22 protein-coding genes and 1 pseudogene are annotated in these 19,199 nt (G+C 67.0%); 10 read left to right on the top strand and 13 right to left on the bottom strand.

The window, feature by feature from the left end; all coding sequences use genetic code 11:
- Positions 1-23: 23 nt before the first annotated feature.
- From CFB34_RS32335 to CFB34_RS32325, 3 genes and pseudogenes are all read right to left on the bottom strand, one after another.
- Entirely contained in the window at positions 24-722 is a 699-nt protein-coding gene (locus tag CFB34_RS32335; protein ID WP_089425491.1) for an energy transducer TonB, read from the bottom strand.
- An 822-nt stretch (positions 723-1,544) separates the two neighbouring features.
- Positions 1,545-2,026, bottom strand: a pseudogene (locus CFB34_RS32330) (YbaK/EbsC family protein).
- A 124-nt stretch (positions 2,027-2,150) separates the two neighbouring features.
- Positions 2,151-3,128: a cysteine synthase A gene (locus CFB34_RS32325; protein ID WP_089440155.1), complete on the bottom strand. Its 978-nt coding sequence runs from the start codon at positions 3,126-3,128 to the stop codon at positions 2,151-2,153.
- 145 nt (positions 3,129-3,273) lie between these two features.
- Between CFB34_RS32325 and CFB34_RS32320 the strand changes: the two genes are divergently transcribed.
- Together CFB34_RS32320 and CFB34_RS32315 are read left to right on the top strand one after the other, a co-directional pair.
- The gene (locus CFB34_RS32320; RefSeq protein WP_089440156.1) at positions 3,274-3,762 is read left to right on the top strand and encodes an adenosine-specific kinase; all 489 of its coding nucleotides are present in this window, start codon (positions 3,274-3,276) and stop codon (positions 3,760-3,762) included.
- Between the two features lie 224 nt (positions 3,763-3,986).
- Complete coding sequence (locus tag CFB34_RS32315; protein WP_039357977.1) at positions 3,987-4,280, top strand: YciI-like protein; 294 nt, start codon at positions 3,987-3,989, stop codon at positions 4,278-4,280.
- Positions 4,281-4,287: 7 nt separating this feature from the next.
- Here CFB34_RS32315 and corA read toward each other — a convergent pair whose 3' ends face one another.
- A complete protein-coding gene (corA, locus tag CFB34_RS32310) occupies positions 4,288-5,265 on the bottom strand; it encodes a magnesium/cobalt transporter CorA (RefSeq protein WP_089440405.1) in 978 nt (325 codons plus the stop codon).
- 177 nt (positions 5,266-5,442) lie between these two features.
- Between corA and cydX the strand changes: the two genes are divergently transcribed.
- Together cydX and CFB34_RS32300 are read left to right on the top strand one after the other, a co-directional pair.
- Positions 5,443-5,589 carry a cytochrome bd-I oxidase subunit CydX gene (cydX, locus tag CFB34_RS32305; RefSeq protein ID WP_043182986.1) on the top strand — a complete coding sequence of 49 codons (147 nt, stop codon included), beginning with the start codon at positions 5,443-5,445 and terminating at the stop codon, positions 5,587-5,589.
- Positions 5,586-6,203 carry an ATP-binding protein gene (locus CFB34_RS32300; RefSeq protein WP_089440157.1) on the top strand — a complete coding sequence of 206 codons (618 nt, stop codon included), beginning with the start codon at positions 5,586-5,588 and terminating at the stop codon, positions 6,201-6,203. The genes cydX and CFB34_RS32300 overlap by 4 nt, the downstream gene beginning before the upstream one ends.
- Before the next feature lie 96 nt (positions 6,204-6,299).
- On the opposite strand, the gene CFB34_RS32295 is transcribed toward CFB34_RS32300, so the two are convergent.
- Positions 6,300-7,400, bottom strand: a complete 1,101-nt coding sequence (locus tag CFB34_RS32295) for a saccharopine dehydrogenase C-terminal domain-containing protein (RefSeq protein WP_039357959.1) — start codon at positions 7,398-7,400, stop codon at positions 6,300-6,302.
- Positions 7,401-7,647: 247 nt separating this feature from the next.
- On the opposite strand from CFB34_RS32295, the gene CFB34_RS32290 reads away from it, so the two are divergent.
- The 4 genes from CFB34_RS32290 (at position 7,648) to CFB34_RS32275 (ending at position 11,071) form a co-directional block, all read left to right on the top strand.
- Positions 7,648-8,430: a hypothetical protein gene (locus CFB34_RS32290; RefSeq protein WP_089440158.1), complete on the top strand. Its 783-nt coding sequence runs from the start codon at positions 7,648-7,650 to the stop codon at positions 8,428-8,430.
- A gap of 47 nt (positions 8,431-8,477) precedes the next feature.
- Complete coding sequence (locus CFB34_RS32285; protein WP_089440159.1) at positions 8,478-8,918, top strand: hypothetical protein; 441 nt, start codon at positions 8,478-8,480, stop codon at positions 8,916-8,918.
- Positions 8,919-8,999: 81 nt separating this feature from the next.
- A complete protein-coding gene (locus CFB34_RS32280; RefSeq protein WP_089440160.1) occupies positions 9,000-9,665 on the top strand; it encodes a response regulator transcription factor in 666 nt (221 codons plus the stop codon).
- Positions 9,641-11,071, top strand: a complete 1,431-nt coding sequence (locus tag CFB34_RS32275) for a HAMP domain-containing sensor histidine kinase (protein WP_089440161.1) — start codon at positions 9,641-9,643, stop codon at positions 11,069-11,071. The genes CFB34_RS32280 and CFB34_RS32275 overlap by 25 nt, the downstream gene beginning before the upstream one ends.
- Positions 11,072-11,074: 3 nt before the next feature.
- Here the strand turns inward: CFB34_RS32275 and CFB34_RS32270 are convergent, their stop codons facing one another.
- Entirely contained in the window at positions 11,075-11,539 is a 465-nt protein-coding gene (locus CFB34_RS32270) for an Lrp/AsnC family transcriptional regulator (RefSeq protein ID WP_006481526.1), read from the bottom strand.
- A gap of 255 nt (positions 11,540-11,794) precedes the next feature.
- Between CFB34_RS32270 and CFB34_RS32265 the strand changes: the two genes are divergently transcribed.
- Complete coding sequence (locus tag CFB34_RS32265) at positions 11,795-12,346, top strand: Spy/CpxP family protein refolding chaperone (RefSeq protein WP_089440162.1); 552 nt, start codon at positions 11,795-11,797, stop codon at positions 12,344-12,346.
- 136 nt (positions 12,347-12,482) lie between these two features.
- Positions 12,483-12,914: a PGDYG domain-containing protein gene (locus CFB34_RS32260; protein WP_089440163.1), complete on the top strand. Its 432-nt coding sequence runs from the start codon at positions 12,483-12,485 to the stop codon at positions 12,912-12,914.
- 33 nt (positions 12,915-12,947) lie between these two features.
- On the opposite strand, the gene CFB34_RS32255 is transcribed toward CFB34_RS32260, so the two are convergent.
- The 7 genes from CFB34_RS32255 to CFB34_RS32225 all read right to left on the bottom strand — a co-directional run bounded on the left by CFB34_RS32255 (position 12,948) and on the right by CFB34_RS32225 (position 19,193).
- Positions 12,948-13,310, bottom strand: a complete 363-nt coding sequence (locus CFB34_RS32255) for a DUF3022 domain-containing protein (RefSeq protein WP_089440164.1) — start codon at positions 13,308-13,310, stop codon at positions 12,948-12,950.
- 13 nt (positions 13,311-13,323) lie between these two features.
- Positions 13,324-14,115, bottom strand: coding sequence for a YhfC family glutamic-type intramembrane protease (locus tag CFB34_RS32250; protein ID WP_089440165.1), 792 nt, complete (start codon positions 14,113-14,115; stop codon positions 13,324-13,326).
- Between the two features lie 54 nt (positions 14,116-14,169).
- Positions 14,170-15,213 (bottom strand): LacI family DNA-binding transcriptional regulator, encoded by a 1,044-nt coding sequence (locus tag CFB34_RS32245; RefSeq protein ID WP_089440166.1) that lies wholly within the window; start codon positions 15,211-15,213, stop codon positions 14,170-14,172.
- A gap of 166 nt (positions 15,214-15,379) precedes the next feature.
- Positions 15,380-15,589 (bottom strand): hypothetical protein, encoded by a 210-nt coding sequence (locus CFB34_RS32240; protein ID WP_089440167.1) that lies wholly within the window; start codon positions 15,587-15,589, stop codon positions 15,380-15,382.
- A 98-nt stretch (positions 15,590-15,687) separates the two neighbouring features.
- Positions 15,688-16,653 (bottom strand): NAD(P)-dependent oxidoreductase, encoded by a 966-nt coding sequence (locus CFB34_RS32235; protein ID WP_089440406.1) that lies wholly within the window; start codon positions 16,651-16,653, stop codon positions 15,688-15,690.
- Positions 16,654-16,658: 5 nt separating this feature from the next.
- A complete protein-coding gene (locus CFB34_RS32230; RefSeq protein WP_046545793.1) occupies positions 16,659-17,939 on the bottom strand; it encodes an MFS transporter in 1,281 nt (426 codons plus the stop codon).
- Positions 17,940-18,200: 261 nt separating this feature from the next.
- On the bottom strand, positions 18,201-19,193 hold the full coding sequence (locus tag CFB34_RS32225) for a sugar kinase (protein ID WP_089440168.1): 993 nt from the start codon (positions 19,191-19,193) through the stop codon (positions 18,201-18,203).
- Positions 19,194-19,199 lie beyond the last annotated feature (6 nt).

The raw sequence follows: 19,199 nt of genomic DNA, 5'->3' as shown, positions 1-19,199 counted from the left end.
ATCGCACCGGGCCGCCCACTGCATCAATTCAGATTGAACGAGAACGGAACCTGGACCCGCACCGACTGGCCCTGCGCGACGCACTTGAAGCGCTTCACGGTGTTGAAGGCAGCACGATCGAGGATCGGATCAGCCGACTGCGCCACACGCTCGTTCGTGATGTTCCCTTCCGCATCCACGACGAACTCGATCGTCACGTCGCCCGTGATGTTGTTCTCCTGCGCCTCTTTCGGATACTGGATCGACGCGCGAAGCGTGTCCGAATTCGGGCAGACCACCCCCACGTCATGGCTGACGGGCTTGGCCGGCGCGGGAGGCGCCACGACCGGCGCCTGCACGGCCGGTGCGGACGGTACCGGGGCCGACTGGTGCGTGATCGTCGCCTGCGGCGGCGCCTGCACCGGCACTTCCGGCGGCGGGACGAACGGCGGCGGCGGCGGCGCGAATTTCGGTGGCGGGAGCTTGACCACGGGCATCGGCGGTGGCGGCGGCGGCTTGACCGGCTCGATGATGCGGGTTTCGATCGGGTGCTGGATCACCTGCACGACTTTCGTCGCGAGGCCGTTGAGCAGCGCGTAGATCAGTACGGCATGCAGCACCAGGACGATGCCGATGCCGCCGAACCGGCGCACCGGATTCTGTTGCTTCTTGCCGAACTCTCGCGGACGGCCCAGCGTAGCCAGTCCGCTGTTCGACGTAGCCAGACGTTCTTCGACTTTCATGCCCACCATCCATCCCCCAAGCGATTCGCCCAGTATCGGATTGCTGCCGGCCGCAAAGCCAGGTCGGCATCGCCACCGCATCAACCCGAACATTTCATTTCAAATTCAATTAGCAATCCGAATTGAAAGAATTCAATTCGAATGCAAATTCATTTTTTCAAGGAATCGTTCCGGCCGGCGCGGCCCGGTTATGCACCGAAAAAAACGCGCCAGCACGTTCAGGCAATTGTCAGCTGAGCGGGCGGCACCTTACATTTCGTATGACGACCCACCGTTCGTTACACGGTGATGTCAGTGGCGCCGCTCACTTGGGTGCAGACAATAGCAAGGAAAAAATTTTGACGTCAAACTTTATTTGATGCCCGAATACAAAGTTTGGAGGGTTTATTCAAATAATATTCCGGTAAGCACAAATCAAACTTCTATTATAAAAACGGTAATTGAATTGTATGGATATATGCAAAACCGGATATTAATCTGCTTCAGCATAAATATCGGCATATTTCCCGCGCCGCACCAAAATGGCCCGCTCCGGATGCGATCGCCAAGATTCACGCCTCTCCTCATCGGCGTCCCCATCGGTCGCCGGATACGCTGGTCAACTGCCTCGAGCTGGTCGACACAGCTTCTTCAGAACGCCCGAAATACCCTGGATATCCGGAAAGTTAGTCTGCAATGCGATACAAATTTCGTGATGGATTGGGCACTCGACAAACCATCGCAAACAATTTCGCAGACCGAATTAACCATCGCACGACCACTTACCGCCTCTACACGCGCCCCGTCAGACACGCACCGACCAGCGCCCAAACACCGCGCGCGTCAGGAGTGCATGCCCTGCATCTTGTGCGAGAAATGCGCGCGCTCGGCCGTCTCCATCAGCATCAGGAATTCGTCCTGCATCATGTGGATCAGCGCTTCGTGATCGCCGGCCTCGAAATAGACTTCCGGCTGCTGCGCGAGACGTTCCTCGAGGAACGTCTTCATGCCGTACGCCATGCACACCGGCGGCAACGCGCCCATGTCGCAATCCTTGAACAGCTCGCGCAGCTCGACCTCCCGGGCAAGCACGAGATGGCGTCCCGTCTTCACCCAGAGATCCGACAGGCGCACGGCGTGCGTGGTCGGCAATACAGCGGCGACGTAGCCTTCGTCGTCTTCGAGGAGCACGGTTTTCGCGAGGCGATCGCCGGGGATATGCGCGGCGGCGGCCGTCTCCATGCTCGTATGGCTATAGGGTACACCACTTCGTACCGCGATGACTTCTGACGCAGGCAATCCTGCAGGGTGGCTGACACAGGCATGGCACACCTCGTCTGGACGAAACGGGCGAACGGCGTTCGCACCGGATTCGTTCAGCATAGGTCGCATTCCGGCGGATGGAAAACCTCGCCGCTCGCGCGCTTCGCACCGATTCGACACACGGGTTCAGTCCCCCGGATCCTGTCCCTTTTCGCGTAGCCATTCGCGATTGAAAAGCCGTGTGCGATAGATGTCGCCACGGTCGCACAGCAAGGTCACGATCGTGTGCCCCGGGCCCATCCGGCGGGCCACCCAGACCGCCGCGGCGACGTTGATGCCGCTCGATCCGCCGACGTACAGCCCCTCCTCGCGCAGCAACCGGTAGACCATCGTCACGCACTGCTGATCGTCGATCCGCACGGCGTCGTCGATCGGCGTGCCGGCAAGGTTCATCGTGACGCGCGTCGATCCGATGCCTTCGGTGATCGAGCTGCCTTCCGCGCCGAGGTCGCCCGTTTTCACGTACCCGTACAGCCCGCTGCCGTGCGGGTCGGCCAGCACGATCCGCACGTCCGGATTCTGCTCTTTCAGATAACGGCTCACGCCCGCCAGCGTGCCGCCCGTCCCGGTCGCGCACACGAATGCATCGATCGTGCCCGCCGTATCGCGCCAGATCTCGGGCCCGGTCGTCTCGTAGTGCGCCTGGCGATTGACGACGTTGTCGAACTGATTGGCCCATACCGCGTTGTCGAGTTCGTCCGCGAGCCGCCCGGCAATCTTCTGGTAGTTGTTCGGATCACGGTAGGGCGCCGCGGGCACCGGGCGCACCTCGGCGCCGAGCGTGCGCAGGATCGCCAGCTTGTCCGGCGATTGCGTGTCGGGAATCACGATCACGCAGCGATAGCCGCGCGCCGCGCAGATATGCGCCAGGCCGATGCCGGTGTTGCCCGCCGTGCCCTCGACCACGGTGCCGCCCGGCTGCAGCACGCCACGCCGCTCGGCGTCGCGGATGATGTAGAGTGCCGCGCGGTCCTTCACCGACCCGCCCGGATTCATGAATTCCGCCTTGCCCAGGATCTCGCAGCCCGTCTCGGCGCTGAGCTTCGTCAAGCGAATCAGCGGCGTGCGCCCCACGCAGTCGACGAAGCCTTGTCGCACGTCCATGTCGTCCTCCGTTGCCTTCGTGCGGCGCAAGCGCCACACACAACCAAGGATAGGCCGCCCGCGCGGCTTTCGTCGCCGGACGCCGCGTACTAAGCTTGAAGCGCCCATTGCGGCCCACGCGCCGCATCGCGAGACGAGGTCCGCCATGCTGCAACTACAAACCGTTGCCGTCGACAAGCCCGAGACCGTGAACTTCATCCTCGGCCAGTCGCATTTCATCAAGTCCGTCGAGGACATCCACGAGGCGCTGGTCGGCACCGTGCCCGGCATCCGCTTCGGGCTCGCCTTCTGCGAGGCATCGGGCAAGCGGCTGGTGCGCCACTCCGGCACCGATGCGGCGCTCGTCGACCTCGCCTGCCGCAACGCCAGCGCGATCGGCGCCGGTCACGCGTTCATCGTGTTCCTCGGCGACGGGTGCTTTCCGGTCAACGTCCTCAACGCGATCAAGGCGGTGCCGGAGGTCTGCCGGATCTATTGCGCGACCGCAAACCCGACCGAGGTGATCGTCGCGGAAACCGCGCAAGGACGCGGGATCGTCGGCGTCGTCGACGGCTTCGGGCCGCTCGGTGTCGAAAATGACGACGACATCCGCTGGCGCAAGGATCTGCTGCGCACGATCGGCTACAAGGCGTAGGGATGCGCCCCGCCGGTGGCCTGTAGACCATGGCTGCATGGAAGGCGCGTTGCGGCCGGAATTCCAGGACGGTTAGCGCTCAGACCGTTAGTTGCATTTATAACCACAAAAGCGCGCCGCCCTCCCCGTCGTGTCGCCGCCGTCCGCCTGCCCTATACTGCCCGCAGCAGACTGACTGACGGCGCGCTGACGCACCGGCCGCCGCGATCCTTCCCGGAGCCGCCATGCATTACCAGTTGACCTACGAACTCGTCGACGATTACCTGTCCCGCCGCGAACCGTTCCGCGCCCAGCACCTCGCGCTTGCGCAGGCTGCGACCGAGCGCGGCGAACTCGTGCTCGCCGGCGCGCTGTCGGACCCGGCCGACCAGGCCGTGCTCGTGTTCGAAGGGGATTCGCCGGAGGCGGCCGAATCGTTCGCGCGCGCCGATCCGTACGTGCAGAACGGCCTCGTGAAATCGTGGCGCGTGCGGCCGTGGCGCGTCGTGGTCGGCAAGCACGCGCCGCCCCGCGCGTGACGCGTGGCTACAGCCACCCTGCCCGCTTGAAGCGCCACCACAACCCGAAGTCGGCGGCCACCATCACGGCGATACAGCCGTAGAAGCCGTATTTCAGGTGCAGTTCGGGCATGTTCGCGAAGTTCATCCCGTAGATGCCGGCGATCATCGTCGGGATCGCGAACAGCGCGGCGAACGAGCCGAGCCGCTTCGTCACCTCGTTCTCGGCCAGCGAGATCATCCCGAGGTTGACCTGGATCGCCGTGACCACCATCTCGCGCCGCCCTTCGATCGTCTTCACGATCCGCTGCAGATGGTCGTACACGTCGCGAAAGTACGGCTCCATGCCGCTGCAGACTTGCGGAATGCGCCCGCCGGTGAGCTTCGCCAGCGGCTCGAGCAGCGGCGCCGTGTGCTGGTACAGCATCACGAGCCGGCGCTTCAGCGAATAGAGATCCTCGATGATCGCGCGCGACGAGGCGGGCGTGGCCTTCGCGAAGATGCGGTCCTCGAGTTCCTCGAGCTCGGCGCCGAGCGTTTCGAGGATCGGGAAATAGCGGTCGACGACCTGGTCCATCAGCGCGTAGAACACGAATGCCGAACCTTCCCGGAGCAGATGCGGCTCGCGCTCGCAGCGCTTGCGCACGTCGCGAAAATCGTGCTCGGTATGGTTGCGGATCGACAGCACGTAGTTCGCGCCGACGAACACGTTCAGCTCGCCGACCTTGAATTCATCGTCGTCGTCCAGCTCGACCGTATGCAGCACCGCGAACAGCGAATCGCCGTACTCCTCGATCTTCGGCCGCTGATGCCCCTTGCGGGCATCCTCGAGCGCCAGTTCGTGCAGCCCGAATTCCTCGCCCATCAGGTCGAGTTCCTCGGGCGTCGGATCCTTCAACGCGACCCACACGAAGCACTCGGGCTTCGACACGTAGTCGCTGATGGCGTCGATATCGATGTCGGCCAGCTTGCGGCCGTCCTGGTATGCAGCACAGTTGATCAGCATGGTGTTGTGACGTTGCGGTTTGCGCATCAGTTTACCGGTTTGCTGCGCGGGCGGCCCGGCTTGCGCGGCTCGGCGATATTGGTCATGATCGGGCTGCGTGCGCCGCGGCATGCGCACCCGGCAGTTCGGACCACCCGCCGCACGGCCGTGCGGCCCAACCGTCAAGGAGACAGACCCATGTGGTATTTCTCGTGGATACTCGGCATCGGCGTGGCGCTCGGCTTCGGCATCATCAACGCGATGTGGCTGGAAGCGGAAGTCTTCTCGCGCGGCGACAAGCGCAACGGCGCGTCGAGCCCGCGCTCGGGAGGCAAGGCTTCGTGACGCATCTGGTGTTCTTCTGCGGTCACGCCGGCACCGGCAAGACCACGCTCGCGAAGCGGCTCATCGGGCCGCTGATGCGCGCGACCGGCGAGGCCTTCTGCCTGCTCGACAAGGACACGCTGTACGGCCGCTACAGCTCGGCCGCGATGGGTGCGCTCACCGCGGATCCGAACGACCGCGACAGCCCGCTCTACCTGAAGCACCTGCGCGATCCCGAATATCAAGGGCTGCTCGACACGGCCCGCGAAAATCTCGCGCTCGGCATCGGCGCGCTCGTGGTCGGCCCGCTGTCGCGCGAAGTGCGCGATCGCCGCATTCTCGACCGCGCCTGGCTCGGCATCGCGCCCGACGTCGCGCTGACGGTCGTCTGGGTCCACACGTCGGAAGACGTCGCGCACCAGCGGATCGTCGCGCGCGGCAACCCGAACGACGCATACAAGCTCGCGCACTGGGACGAATACCGGCAGCGCCGCTTCGTGCCGACCGGCCACGAATGCGACGGCATCGTGATGTTCGACAACACCGCGCCCTCCGATGCCGACGTCGAGGCGCTGCTGTACCATATCGCGCCGCCTCCGCCTGCGGCCACGATCGTCCCGCCGCTGCCGGCCTGACCGGCCGCTCCTTTTCGTCACCCGCAAAAAACAACGCCGGAAGCGCTGTTGCGCTCCCGGCGTCGTACGGCCCTCGTGCCAGAGGCTGACGGATGGTCAGGCCACTTCGTGCACGCGCTCCATCGTGCCACCTTCGTACAGCTTGCCGAAGCGGTTCGACAGGAACGCCTTCAGCGACACCTTTTCCTGCGGGATGAAACCGCTCTGCGGCAGCTTCTTTTCGCGGAACAGATCCAGCACCGCGCACATCGCGCCGGCCGTCGTGATCTGGATCGCGCTCATGTGCATCCCGCACACGTCCTTCGCGAAGATCTTGCGCGTGAACACGTCCTGCACCAGCTGGCCGTCCTTCACGCCCGTCACCGTGATGAACACGAGCACGACGTCCTGCTTCGTCGACGGCACCGCGCGGCGCATGATCGACTTCAGCGTGTCGCGGTCGGTCGACAGGCGCAGGTCTTCGAGCAGGAACTGCACGAGATCGCGATGGCCCGGATAGCGCACCGACTTGTAGTCGAGCGTCTCGACCTTGCCCGACAGCGTCTCGCACAGCGTGCCGAGGCCGCCCGACGTGTTGAACGCTTCGTATTCGGTGCCGTCGAGCGAGAAGTGCTCGAGGCCTTCGAGCGGCTGCACCCATTGCTTGCGGCCGTCGCGGATCGCTTCGCACGGCTGGCAGTATTCGTTGATCAGGCCGTCGACGCTCCACGTCAGGTTGTACTTCAGCGCGTTGGTCGGATACTCGGGCAGCGCGCCGACGCGCATCTTCACGTCGCGCACTTCGCTGAAGCCGTTCACCAGTTCGTGTGCGGCGAGACCGATGAAGCCCGGTGCGAGGCCGCACTGCGGCATGAACGCACGGTCGGAGCCTTCGGCCAGTTCGCGGATCGCGTGGGTCGCGCGCACGTCTTCGGTCAGGTCGAAGTAGTGGACGCCGGCAGCCTTCGCGGCGGCGGCCACGTTGACCGCGAGGTAGTAAGGCAGCGCGTTGACGAGCGCATCGAAGCCCTTCACGGCTTCGCGAATCGCGTTTGCATCGGCCGAATCGACCCGTTGCGTCGCGATGCCTTCGCGCGACAGCTTCGCAAGCGCATCCGCGTCACGGTCGAACGCGACGACTTCGTAGTCGCCCGTTTCACGCAGCATGTGAGCAATGGTGTGGCCGATCAGACCTGCGCCGACGATGGCGATTTTCATGCGCTTATCTCCTGATGATGGGTTGGTGTTGTGAACGGCGTTGAGCCATGAACACAGTGTAGGGACGCTCAAAATCAGTTCCAAGACGAAGAATGATGCGAAACGACCGATAATTTCGACGTTTCGACGACACATTTCGTCGAAGTGTCGAAACAACACGTTTTACCGCTGCCGGCCCCGCTATGGCTGGCCTAAGTCTTCCGTTTCAGACTGCATGCCGACCACCCGACTTCCAAGGAGGCATCGCATGCAATCCCTGCCCGCTCATCGCACGCCGCACTGGCTGAACAAGGTGCCCGACGTCGCGCTGTCGTTCTGGATCATCAAGATCATGTCGACCACGGTCGGCGAGACCGGCGCGGACTTTCTCGCGGTCAACGCGGGGCTCGGCCAGACCGTCACGCGCGTCGCGATGGCCTCGCTGCTCGCGATCGCGCTGTGGCTGCAGTTGCGCACGCGCCGCTACGTGCCGTGGATTTACTGGCTCACGGTGGTGCTGGTCAGCATCGTCGGCACGCAGATCACCGACCTGCTCACCGACGGCCTGAACGTCAGCCTCTATGCGAGCACCGCCGCGTTTGCCGTCGCGCTCGCCGCGATCTTCTTCGTGTGGCATCGCGTCGAAGGCACGCTGTCGATCGACACGATCGTCACGCCGCGGCGCGAGCTGTTCTACTGGTCGGCGATCCTCTGCACGTTTGCGCTGGGCACCGCCGCGGGCGATCTCGCGACCGAGGCGCTCGGGCTCGGCTTCACGCTCGGCGCGCTGTGCTTCGGCGGCCTGATCGCGGCCGTGTTCGTGATGTGGCGGCTCGGCGCCAATGCGGTACTGGCGTTCTGGATCGCGTACATCCTGACGCGCCCGTTCGGCGCATCGCTCGGCGACCTGCTCACGCAGGCCCGCGCCTACGGCGGGCTCGGCTTCGGCGCTGCCTGGACGAGCCTGCTGTTCCTGACCGTGATCGTGCTGCTCGTCGCCGTCGCGCAGTTCGGCAGCGGCCCGCGCACGCAGGCCGGCACCACCGAATGACGCCCTTTCCTTTCCGTTCTTTCCATTCATCGAATCGAGGACACGCCATGCGCATCCCCCATCCCGTTTCCCGTCTCGCCGTTGCCGTTGCCACGATTGCCCTGCTGAGCGCCGCCGCCGGCTGCTCGAAGCAGCAGGACGCGAACGCAGCGACGTCGGCGCCGGCCTCGGCCGCCGCCTCCCCCGCAGCGGCCCACGCATCGAGGCTCGGCGACTTGTCGCAGTTCCGCACGATCGCCGTCGACGTGAACGCGCTCGTCGCCAAGGGCGACCTGCCCGGCGCGAAAACGCGCATCAAGGATCTCGAGATCGCGTGGGACTCGGCCGAAGCCGGCCTCAAGCCGCGCGCCGCCGCCGACTGGCACATGGTCGACCAGGAGATCGACCGCGCACTCGCCGCGCTGCGCGCCGATCATCCGACCCAGGCCGATTCGGCCGCCGCGATGAAGAACCTGCTCGCGACGCTCGACCGGTTCAGCGGCAAATAAGGATCACAGCGCGCCGCGGCACGTGACGCCCGTGCGGGAATCGCATACGCTGGCGGCGTTTGCGCCGCACGGAGAACACGCATGCGAATACTGCTCGTCGAAGACGACCCGATGATCGGCGAGGCCGTCCATGCCGCGCTGAAGGACGCGTCGTACGCCACCGACTGGGTCACCGACGGCGTGCGCGCGTTGACCGCGTTCGCCGCGCAGCCCTATGACCTGGTCCTGCTCGATCTCGGCCTGCCCGGCCGCGACGGGCTCGACGTGCTGGCCGCCATCCGCGCGAAGGACGCCAGCGCGCCGCTGCTGATCGTCACCGCCCGCGACGGGCTCGACGATCGGCTGGCCGGCCTCGACGGCGGCGCCGACGACTACATCGTGAAGCCGTTCGAGATGGCCGAGCTGCTCGCACGGATTCGCGTCGCGATCCGGCGCCGGGCCGGTTCGGCCGCGCCGCTGTTGAGCAACGGGATCGTGTCGCTCGACCCGGCGACGCGCGAGGCCGCCGTCGACGGGCACGCGCCGGTGCCGCTGTCGAATCGCGAGTTCGCGCTGCTGCGCGCGCTGCTGGTGCGCCCGGGCGCGATCCTGTCGCGGCGCGAGCTCGAGGATCGCCTGTACGGCTGGGGCGAGGAAGTCGAAAGCAATGCGGTCGAATTCCTGATCCATTCGCTGCGCCGCAAGCTCGGCAGTACCGTGATCAAGAACGTCAGGGGTGCGGGATGGATGGTTTCAAGAAGCGCCTGAGCGAGTCGATCGGCTTCCGGCTGTCGGTCGCGCTGTCGGCCGCGATCCTGGTCGTCGCGACGGCCGCGGCCGCGTTCGCGTTTTCATCGGCGTTCGACGAAGCACACGAACTGCAGGACGACGTGCTGCGCGAGGTCGCGACGCTGCTCGACCGCGAGCACGTGTCGTCGCTCCATGCCGACGGCACCGGGCCCGCGCGCGAAAGCGACGAGCTGTCGCGCGTGTTCGTGCAGCCGCTCGGCAGTGCACCGCAACCGCAGCCGGGCAGCGACGGCACGCCGCGGCTCGCGCTGGCGCCGACGCTCGCCGACGGGCTGCATACGGTCGATGCCGGCGGCAGCACGTATCGCGTGATGGTTCGAACCTTCGCGAACGGCGAGCGCATCGCGGTCGCGCAGGAAGCCGGCGTGCGCGACGATGTCGCTCGCGAAAGCGCGTGGCGCACCGCGTTGCCGCTGCTGATCCTCGTCCCGATCCTGCTGCTGCTCGTCGCCGATCTCGTGCGCAAGCTGTTCCGCCCGGTGGCCGCGCTGTCCGCCGGCATCGACGCCCGCGACGAGCACGACCTGCGCCCGGTGCCGGCCGAGCGCGTGCCGGTCGAGGTGCGGCCATTCGTCGTCGCGATCAACCGTATGCTGGCGCGCGTCGCGCAGTCGGTCGCCGCGCAGCGCCGCTTCGTCGCCGACGCCGCACACGAACTGCGCTCGCCGCTCACGGCGATGTCGCTGCAGGCCGAGCGCCTCGCCGAGGCCGACCTGCCGGACGATGCGCGCGCACGGCTCGCCGCGCTGCGCGGCGGGCTCGACCGCAGCCGCCACCTGGTCGGGCAGCTGCTCGCGCTCGCGCGGGCGCAAAGCGCGCCGGCCGCGCCGCCCGGCGACGTGTCCGTCCATGCGATCTATCGGCGTGTGCTGGAAGACCTGATGCCGCTCGCCGACGCGAAAACCCTCGACATCGGCATCGAGGACGGCCCGGACACGCACGTGCCCGTCGACGAGCTCGAACTCGTGTCGCTCGTGATGAACCTGGTCGACAACGCCATCCGCTACACGCCGCCGGGCGGACGCGTGGACCTGTCGACGCAACGCACGGACACGCACGTGTGCGTGACGATCGCCGACACCGGGCCGGGCATCGCGCCGCACGAACGCGAACGTGTGTTCGACCCGTTCTACCGGGTGCCCGGCAATGCGCAGATCGGCTCCGGGCTCGGCCTGTCGATCGTGAAGATCGTCGCGGACCGGATGGGTGCCGACATCGCGCTCGCCTATGCGGATGAAACGGAAGCGCGCGGGTTGCGCATCTCGGTGCGGATTCCGCTCGTGCGGCCGCCCGGCGCGGCGCAGGCCGGCAGCCGGGCCGATACCCCGGCGCCACACGCACGACGCGACGCAGGCCGCGCCTGAGCGTCAGCCGCCGATGGTCCCGCGATCGATCTTGCGCGACAGGATGATCGACGTCGTCGTGCGTTCGACGCCTTCGAGCGTGCCGATCTGGTCGAGCAGGTCGTTGAGCCGTTCGGGCGAATCGGCGCGCAGCCACGCGACGTAGTCGTACTCGCCGCTCACCGCGCACAGCAGCTGCACCTCGGGCATCCGGTCGAGCTTGCGCAGCACGTCCTTGCCGAACTTCGGCGTGAGGATGATGCCGACGTACGCATAAATGCTTGCATCGAGCACGTCCTGCCCGAGCCGGACGCTGTAGCCGGCGATCACGTTGGTGCGTTCGAGCCGCGCGATGCGGGCGACGACCGTCGTGCGCGCGACATCGAGCTGGCGCGCGAGATCCGCGACGCTGGCGCGCGCATCGGCCTGCAGCAGCGCGACCAGTTGCCGGTCGAGATCGTCGAGTTGGTCGAGGCGGGGTGGACGCATGAGGCTGGGCCGGGGCATGACGCGCCGGCTGAGTGGAAGGTGACGCGATGATAGCGCCGAACGCCGGCCCGCCCAAACGGCGCCGCCACGATCCGGCCGGATCCTTTCAATTTCGATTCGTATCGGATGTAAGCAAGTGTCGCATTCGCTGCTGCACCGCATTCAACGTGCTACTAATAGCTGGCGACGCGAGAAGCGCGCTTGCGGCAGTTGCCGCCGCGCCCGCTCGCAAGACACCACCCCGGAGAGCCAACCATGAAGAAAATCTCGCTCACCCTCGCTACGCTCGCGGTTGCCGCCAGTGCGTTCGCGCAAACCCCGGCGCAGCCGCAGGCGCCCGCCCAGGCCCCCGCAACGACGGCCGCGGCGTCGGCCCCGAGCGCCGAGCAGCGCGCGGCGCGCCACGAAGCGCGCGTCGAGCAGCGCATCAAGTACCTGCACGACCAGCTGAAGATCACGTCGGCGCAGGAACCGCAATGGAAGACGTTCGCGGACACGATGCGCGACAACGGCGACACGATGGGCCGCCTCTATCGCGAACGGATGGCGAAGCACGACGTCTCCGCACTCGACGACATGAAGCAGTACGCGGAACTGTCGCAGGCGAACGCCGACGGCGCGAAGAAGCTCGCCGATGCCTTTGCCCCGCTCTACGAGAGCTTCCCGGCCGACCAGAAGGCGCTGGCCGACACGACGTTCCGCAGCTGGCTGCGCCACGGCGGCGAGCATCGCGGCAAGGGCAAGACGAAGGGCACGGATGGCAAGGCGGCGGCCGCGCCGGCCGCCAGCGCACCCGCGCAACCCTGACGACCGCCCTGCCGGCGCCGTACCGCCCGTCCGGGCCGAACGGCGCAGCGCCCCTCCAGGCGACCGGCGCGTCACACGGCGCGCCGGATTCGGGATAAGCTCCCGGCTTTTACCGCTTTCCCGCCCCTTTCCCGCCATGCTCGAACTCAAGCACCTCGACCTGCGTACCGATCCGCAGGCCCGTCACGTCGTCAAGGACGAAACCGTCGCCGTCGCCTTCGCGCAGGCCGACGGCGAACTGATGAGCCTCGAAGGCCCGAACCGCTATGCGGCGGGCGACGCGCTGATCACGGGCTCGACCGGCGACCGCTGGGTCGTGTCGCGCGCGCGCTTCGACGCCAAATACCTGCCTGCCGATCCGGCACTCGCACACGGCGAACCGGGCGCCTACCGGAACCGGCCGGCCGTCGTGCTCGCCCGCCGGATGGACGAGCCGTTCACGATCGCCCGCTCGGAAAACGGCGACACGCTGCGCGGCGTCGCCGGCGACTGGGTGATGCAGTACGCGCCCGGCGACTACGGTGTCGTGCAGGCGCAGCGCTTCGCGCAGGTCTACCGCGACGCGTAATGCAGCGCGCCGGCATGGCGCCGGCGCGAACGGTCACGCAAAGTCTTCGTCGAGTACGAGTTCCGCGTCGCGCGCGACGGCCTCGCCGGCCGCGTGACGCTCCTCGAGCGACCCGAGCATCGCTTCCGTGTACGCATGCAGCACCGCATGGCTGCGCGCCCGTTGCATCGGCTTGAGCGCCAGGTAGCGCGCGAGCGCGGCCGGCACGATGCGGATATCGAGCGTCATCCGCTTCGGCGCCGAGCCGAAACGCATCGCGAGCCACTGCACGGACAGGAACCGCCCGCGTGCGTCGCTGCTTTCGGCGAAACGCGTCTGCTCCGGAAAGAGATCGCAGATCACGCGTGCGAGCGCGTCGAATTCCGCGCTCTGGCATTCGATCAGATAGTCATCCATCCCGTCTCTCCCGTCAGGCTGCCGATTGCGACGGCCGGCACGCCTTCACCAGCACGATGACCAGGATCGCGGCGAGCACGAAATACGCGGCCTCGACCCAGCCGGCCGGCAGCACGCGCACCTGGTACAGCAATGCCGGCGCGGCCGCGAGCGCATGCAGCACGATCGCGAGCGGCAACACGCCCGCGCGGCCGGCGCGCACGCCGCGCCAGACCAGCACCGACAGCGCGAGCTGCAGCACGAAAGCCGCGCAGCGTTCGAGCAGCAACAGCAGCATCGACTGCGCCGACAGCGTCGCGAGCATCACGTGCAGCCGCACGACGGTATCGCCCGGCAGGTCGGCGAGCTGCGTCTCGAGCTGGCCGCGGCTCGCGAGCCACGCGAGATACGACCACTGGCCCCATACGAGTACGCCGACGAACCATGCTTCGGCGCCACCGTGACCGATCCCGTAGCCGATTCCGCGGCTGTCGCCGGCCGGCGACGGGCCGTAGCGGCGATTCAGGAAACGCATCCCGAGATAGCGGCCGACTTCCTCGAATACGGCCGTTGCGAGCGCGCTGTACGCGACGAACGCGAGCGGTTGCGTGAGCCAGCCATCCGGCGGCGTCTGGCTCAGCACGAGCCCGTGGAACGCGCGTTCGAGGATCATCGCGAACAACGTGAAGACGGCCACGCCGACGATCGTGTCGCGGCGGTTCAGCGCCAGCGGCTTGCGCAGGATGCGGTAGAGGACGAGCGGCAGGAGCGCGATGATCAGCGTGGCGGCGATCAGCACCGCCAGCGTGACGGGAGCGACAGTCATGTATTTCCTTGTTCGGGGCAGCGCACCTGACGCGCTGCGTGCCCCGAATGATACTCAGCTTGCGGTCGACGCGCGCGCAACCAGCTCGCCCGGCAACAGCGAGACGCGTACGTCGCCCGCCGCGCCGTCGATCCGCTCGTGCACGAATTCGACGGCCTTGTAGCCGATTTCGTAGGTCGGCTGGCGGATCGTCGTGATCCCGATCAGCTCGGCCCATTCCGGATCGTCGATCGACAGCAGCGCCGCCCGCTGCTGCCATGCGGTGCCGAAACGCGCGCGCAGGTGGCGCGCGATCGCGAGTGCGACCGGCGCGTTCGCGGCGAACAGCGCCGCGCGCACGCCGCGCCGTGCCGCGTCGTCGATGCGGGCATCGATGTCGGCCAGCGCCGCCGTGACCGCGTCGGGCGCGTCCAGGTCGAGCACGACCGTCGACGGCACCGTCAGCCCGCGCGCCGCCAGTGCCGTGCGGAACGCGGCCTCGCGCAGGCGCCGCGAGCTGACGCGCTCGAACGGCTGCACGACGAAATGGATCGCGTCGAAGCCGTGTGCGACCAGGTGCGCGAGAGCCGTCTCGATCGCGTCGGCGTTGTCGAGGCCGATCAGGTCGGCCTCGAAGCCTTCGACCGTGCGGTCGACGAGCACGGCCGGGATGCCGGCGCCGCGCAGCGGGCGCAGCACGTCCTCGTCGGCGCCGAGCGCGTTGACGATCAGCCCTTCGACGCGGTAGGTCGTGAGCAGCTGCAGGAAACGGCGCTCCATCTCGACTTCGTTTGCCGCGTGGCAGATCAGCGGCATGTAGCCGAGCGCGTGGCACGCGGCCTCGACGCCCTGCAGCACTTCGACGGTATAGGGATTGGTCAGGTCGGCCGCGAGCATGCCGAGCAGGCGGTTGCGGCCGCGCTTGAGCCCGCGCGCCATCTGGTTCGGCCGGTAGTTGAGCCGCGCGATCGCCGCTTCGATCCGCTGGCGCAGATCGGTGGACAGCACGTGCGTCTCGCCGTTCAGGTAGCGCGACACACTGGTCTTGCCGGTGCCGGCCTCGCGCGCGACATCGCTGATCGTCGCCGGACGCGTCGTGGTTGGTTGCGAATCGGTCACTGTCGTGCCTCGCGACGTACGATCCGCGCCGCTTCGTGAGCAGACGGACCTTTGTTGTTGGAAACGTAAGCCACCCGGTGGAATCTCCCTGTCGGTCAGCGTTAGCGCTTTAGCGCTTACGCTGACCCCATGCTTCGCGGTCGGTCAGCGTTAGCCCCTTCAGCGCTTACGCTGCCCCCAATGCTTCGCGGTCGACCAGCGTTAGCCCTTCAGCGCTTGCGCCGATCCCCTGCTTCGCGATGATCGGCACCGGCGCTTCGGCATCCACCCCGGTCACCTGCAACAGCAGTCGGCCGCACCGGACCTGGCGCGGATACCCGTCGCGAAACGCCGCCGGCAGCATTGCCGGGCCGTCGATACGACGCGCGGGGATCATAACGCAGCCAGCCCTCCGGCACCAAGACCATCGACTCTAACGAAGCCGGCGCCCCGCCGGCCGGGGGTCGGCCGGGGTCGCCCCGCTACCGCCGCGGCTCAAGCGCGTGCGAGCGCGTCCGGATTGACGAGATTCGTGCGCAGCGTGCCGGCCAGCGCGCCGACCAGGTTTTCCGCGGCGCAGCGCGCCATCGCGTGGCGCGTCTCGTGCGTCGCCGAGCCGATATGCGGCAGCGCGACGACGTTCTTCATTTGCAGCAGCGGCGAATCCGCCGCCAGCGGCTCCTTCTCGAACACGTCGAGCCCCGCGCCGCGGATCGTGCCCGCGCGCAGCGCATCGATCAGCGCGGCCTCGTCGACTACCGGCCCGCGCGACGCGTTGATCAGGATCGCACCGCGCTTCATCTTCGCGAATTCGGCCGCACCGATCAGGTGGTGCGTTTCCGGCGACAGCGGCACCTGCAGGCACACGAAATCCGATTGCGCGAGCAGTTCGTCGAGCGTGACGCGCCGCGCGCCGTACTGCGTCTCGGCTTGCGCATGCGCGGAACGGTTCGCGTACAGCACCTGCATCCGGAAGCCGAGCGCCGCGCGGCGCGCGACCGCGCCGCCGATCCGCCCGAGCCCGACGATGCCGAGCGTCTTGCCCTGCACGTCGGTGCCGTACAGGTCGGGGCCGATGCTGCGATGCCAGTGGCCGGCCTTCACCCACTCGGCCAGCTCGACCACGCGTCGCGCGGACGCGAGGATCAGCGAGAACACCGTATCGGCGGTCGATTCGGTCAGCACGTCCGGCGTATGCGCGAGCACGATCCCGCGCCGCGTGAGATCCGCGACGTCGAAGTTGTCGTAGCCCACCGAGATCGTCGACCACGCCTTCAGCCGCGGTGCGCGGTCGAGCATTTCCGGCGTGACCTTCAGGCTCGCGCCGATCGCGCCGTCCGCGTCGCCGAGTGCGTCGGCGAGGGCGGCGGCGCCGTCGGCCTGCACGACGTCCGCATGCTCGCGCAGGTACGCGAGAACGTCATCGGGCAGCGGCTTGTACGCGACGATACGGGGCTTCATCGGATTCATTTTCCTTGCAGCGGCGTCGCGAGCGGATGCGTATCGCGCGCCTGGGGTTTGACGGACAGCGTGAGGATCACCGCGGCGACGAGCGCGGCGCTCATGAACGCATACGACGCGACGGGCGAGCCGGTCGCCCCGTTCAGGTAGCCGACGAAGTACGAGCCGACGAACGAGCCGAGCGCGCCCATGCTGTTGATCAGCGCCATCGCGCCGCCGGCGACGTTCTTCGGCAGCAGTTCCGGCACGATCGCGAAGAACGGGCCGTACGGCGCGTACATCGCGGCGCCGGCCACGACCAGCAGCGCATACGAGATCCAGAAGTGCGACGAGCCGAGTGCGTACGATGCGGCGAACGCAGCCGCGCCGATCAGCAGGAACGGCCACACGAAACCGCGGCGGGAGCCGACCTTGTCGGACGCCCACGACGCGGCAATCATCGCGATCGTCGCGGCGAGATACGGCAGCGCCGACAACCAGCCGGTCGCGACCATCCCGAGGTCGGAGCCGTTCTTGACGATCGACGGCAGCCACAGCACGAAGCCGTACACGCCGATGCTCCAGCAGAAATACTGGGCGCACAGCTTGATCACGGCCGGCGAGCGGAACGCTTCGCCATAGTTGCGCACGGGCTTGATCGCTGCCTGCTCGGCCGCGAGTGCGGCGTCGAGGTCACGCTTTTCCTGCGCGTTGAGCCACGGCGAATCGGCCGGTTTGTCCTGCACGAGGAACCACCAGCACACGGCCCAGAGGACGGCCGGCACGCCTTCGGCGATGAACATGTGGCGCCAGCCGAATTCGTGCACGAGATAGCCCGACACGATCGACATCCACAGCACGGTGACCGGGTTGCCGAGGATCAGGAACGTGTTCGCGCGCGAGCGTTCGTTCTTCGTGAACCAGTTGCTGATGTAGATCAGCATCGCCGGCATCACGGCCGCCTCGACGACGCCGAGCACGAAGCGGATCGCCATCAGCGACGGGATGTTGCTGACCACGCCCGTGAGTGCCGCGCACGCGCCCCACAGGATGAGGCTGACGAACACGAGCTTCTTCACGCTGCGGCGTTCCGCGTAGATTGCGCCGGGAATCTGGAAGAAGAAGTAACCGAGGAAGAACAGCGCGCCGATCAGCGACGACAGGCCCTTGCTGATCCCGAGGTCCTGGTTGATGCCGGCCGCGGCCGCGAACCCGTAGTTCGCGCGGTCGAGGTAGGCGAGGCTGTACGTGATGAAGACGATCGGCATGATCGTCCACCAGCGGCGGGCAGCGAGTGTGTTGGCCATCAGAATGTCTCCTGTGTCGATCCACGTTAGCGCTTTAGCGCTTACGTGGATCCCATGCTTCGCGGTCGATCGGAGTTAGCGCTTTAGCGCTTACTCTGATCCCATGCTTCGCGGTCGATCCACGTTAGCGCTTTAGTGCTTACGTGGATCCCATGCTTCGCGGTCGATCAAAGTTAGCGCTTTAGCGCTTACTCTGATCCCGTACCTTGCCGTGCGCATGCACGACGAAATGAGTCCGCGGATTGTGCCGTGTCCGGCCTCTCATTGCGCGGTGAAGGTTTCCTCTAAGCGATCGGTGCGATTGCTGACGTTTTCGAATCGATCGAGCGCGGCGCGGGTCGGCAGTCCTTCCGAGTCGCCGATCACCTGGATCGCGAGCGCACCGATCCGGTTGCCGCGCGCCACCGCCTGCTCGACCGTCTTGCCTTCCAGCAGCGCGCTGACCACGCCGACCGCGAAGCCGTCGCCGGCACCGACCGTGTCGACGACATTCTGCACGCGCTCGCCCACCACGGTTCCGTCACGGCCGTCAGCCGTCCGGTAGTACGCGCCTTCGGCACCGAGCTTGATCACGACACCGCGCGCGCCCTGTGCAAGATAGAAGCCCGCGATGTCGGCCGGCGTGTCGTGCCCGGTCAGTTGCCGCCCTTCGGCGATGCCCGGCAGCACCCAGTCCGCGAGCGACGCGAGCGCGTTCAGCGTCTTCGCCATCACGTCGGCCGACGGCCACAGCGTCGGGCGCAGGTTCGGGTCGAACGAGATCGTCTTGCCGGCCGCGCGCATTTCGCGCGCGAGCTTGAACGCGAGCTCGCACGACGTCGCGGAGATCGCCGGCGCGACACCCGTCAGGTGCAGGTGGCGCGCGCCGAGCACGTAGTCGGCCACGTAGTCGTCGCACGACAGGTGGCTCGCGGCCGAGCCCTTGCGGAAATATTCGACGGTCGGGTCGCTGCCGTCGTCGTTGCGCGACTTGAGCTGGAAGCCGGTCGGGTAACGCGGATCGACGCTCACGCACGACGCGTCGATGCCCTCGCGCGCCAGCGTGTCGAGCACGTAGCCGCCGAACGAATCGCGGCCGACACGGCTCATCCAGCCGACCCGGAAGCCGAGCCGCGACAAGCCGATCGCGACGTTCAGGTCGGCGCCCGCGACCCGCTTCGTGAATTGCGTCGCGTGCGCGAGATGGCCGGGCTCGGTCGCGACGAACATCGCCATCGCTTCGCCGTAGGTCACCACATCGAGTGCTGCTTTCATGAATGA

It is taken from the genome of Burkholderia sp. HI4860 (assembly GCF_002223045.2).
GTDB lineage: Bacteria > Pseudomonadota > Gammaproteobacteria > Burkholderiales > Burkholderiaceae > Burkholderia.
This window is presented reverse-complemented; position numbering and strand designations above follow the sequence as displayed.

What these genes read in the sequence shown, in the direction of transcription:
- CFB34_RS32290 (WP_089440158.1), top strand. Translation starts at nt 7,648, where the DNA reads ATGCAATCCCTGCCCGCTCATCGCACGCCGCACTGGCTGAACAAGGTG.
- CFB34_RS32295 (WP_039357959.1), bottom strand. Translation starts at nt 7,400, where the DNA reads ATGAAAATCGCCATCGTCGGCGCAGGTCTGATCGGCCACACCATTGCT.
- CFB34_RS32250 (WP_089440165.1), bottom strand. Translation starts at nt 14,115, where the DNA reads ATGACTGTCGCTCCCGTCACGCTGGCGGTGCTGATCGCCGCCACGCTG.
- CFB34_RS32280 (WP_089440160.1), top strand. Translation starts at nt 9,000, where the DNA reads ATGCGAATACTGCTCGTCGAAGACGACCCGATGATCGGCGAGGCCGTC.
- CFB34_RS32255 (WP_089440164.1), bottom strand. Translation starts at nt 13,310, where the DNA reads ATGGATGACTATCTGATCGAATGCCAGAGCGCGGAATTCGACGCGCTC.
- corA (WP_089440405.1), bottom strand. Translation starts at nt 5,265, where the DNA reads ATGCTGATCAACTGTGCTGCATACCAGGACGGCCGCAAGCTGGCCGAC.
- CFB34_RS32335 (WP_089425491.1), bottom strand. Translation starts at nt 722, where the DNA reads ATGAAAGTCGAAGAACGTCTGGCTACGTCGAACAGCGGACTGGCTACG.
- CFB34_RS32315 (WP_039357977.1), top strand. Translation starts at nt 3,987, where the DNA reads ATGCATTACCAGTTGACCTACGAACTCGTCGACGATTACCTGTCCCGC.
- CFB34_RS32270 (WP_006481526.1), bottom strand. Translation starts at nt 11,539, where the DNA reads ATGCGTCCACCCCGCCTCGACCAACTCGACGATCTCGACCGGCAACTG.
- CFB34_RS32235 (WP_089440406.1), bottom strand. Translation starts at nt 16,653, where the DNA reads ATGAAGCCCCGTATCGTCGCGTACAAGCCGCTGCCCGATGACGTTCTC.
- CFB34_RS32240 (WP_089440167.1), bottom strand. Translation starts at nt 15,589, where the DNA reads ATGATCCCCGCGCGTCGTATCGACGGCCCGGCAATGCTGCCGGCGGCG.
- CFB34_RS32225 (WP_089440168.1), bottom strand. Translation starts at nt 19,193, where the DNA reads ATGAAAGCAGCACTCGATGTGGTGACCTACGGCGAAGCGATGGCGATG.
- CFB34_RS32325 (WP_089440155.1), bottom strand. Translation starts at nt 3,128, where the DNA reads ATGGACGTGCGACAAGGCTTCGTCGACTGCGTGGGGCGCACGCCGCTG.
- CFB34_RS32230 (WP_046545793.1), bottom strand. Translation starts at nt 17,939, where the DNA reads ATGGCCAACACACTCGCTGCCCGCCGCTGGTGGACGATCATGCCGATC.
- CFB34_RS32275 (WP_089440161.1), top strand. Translation starts at nt 9,641, where the DNA reads ATGGATGGTTTCAAGAAGCGCCTGAGCGAGTCGATCGGCTTCCGGCTG.
- CFB34_RS32260 (WP_089440163.1), top strand. Translation starts at nt 12,483, where the DNA reads ATGCTCGAACTCAAGCACCTCGACCTGCGTACCGATCCGCAGGCCCGT.
- cydX (WP_043182986.1), top strand. Translation starts at nt 5,443, where the DNA reads ATGTGGTATTTCTCGTGGATACTCGGCATCGGCGTGGCGCTCGGCTTC.
- CFB34_RS32320 (WP_089440156.1), top strand. Translation starts at nt 3,274, where the DNA reads ATGCTGCAACTACAAACCGTTGCCGTCGACAAGCCCGAGACCGTGAAC.
- CFB34_RS32265 (WP_089440162.1), top strand. Translation starts at nt 11,795, where the DNA reads ATGAAGAAAATCTCGCTCACCCTCGCTACGCTCGCGGTTGCCGCCAGT.
- CFB34_RS32285 (WP_089440159.1), top strand. Translation starts at nt 8,478, where the DNA reads ATGCGCATCCCCCATCCCGTTTCCCGTCTCGCCGTTGCCGTTGCCACG.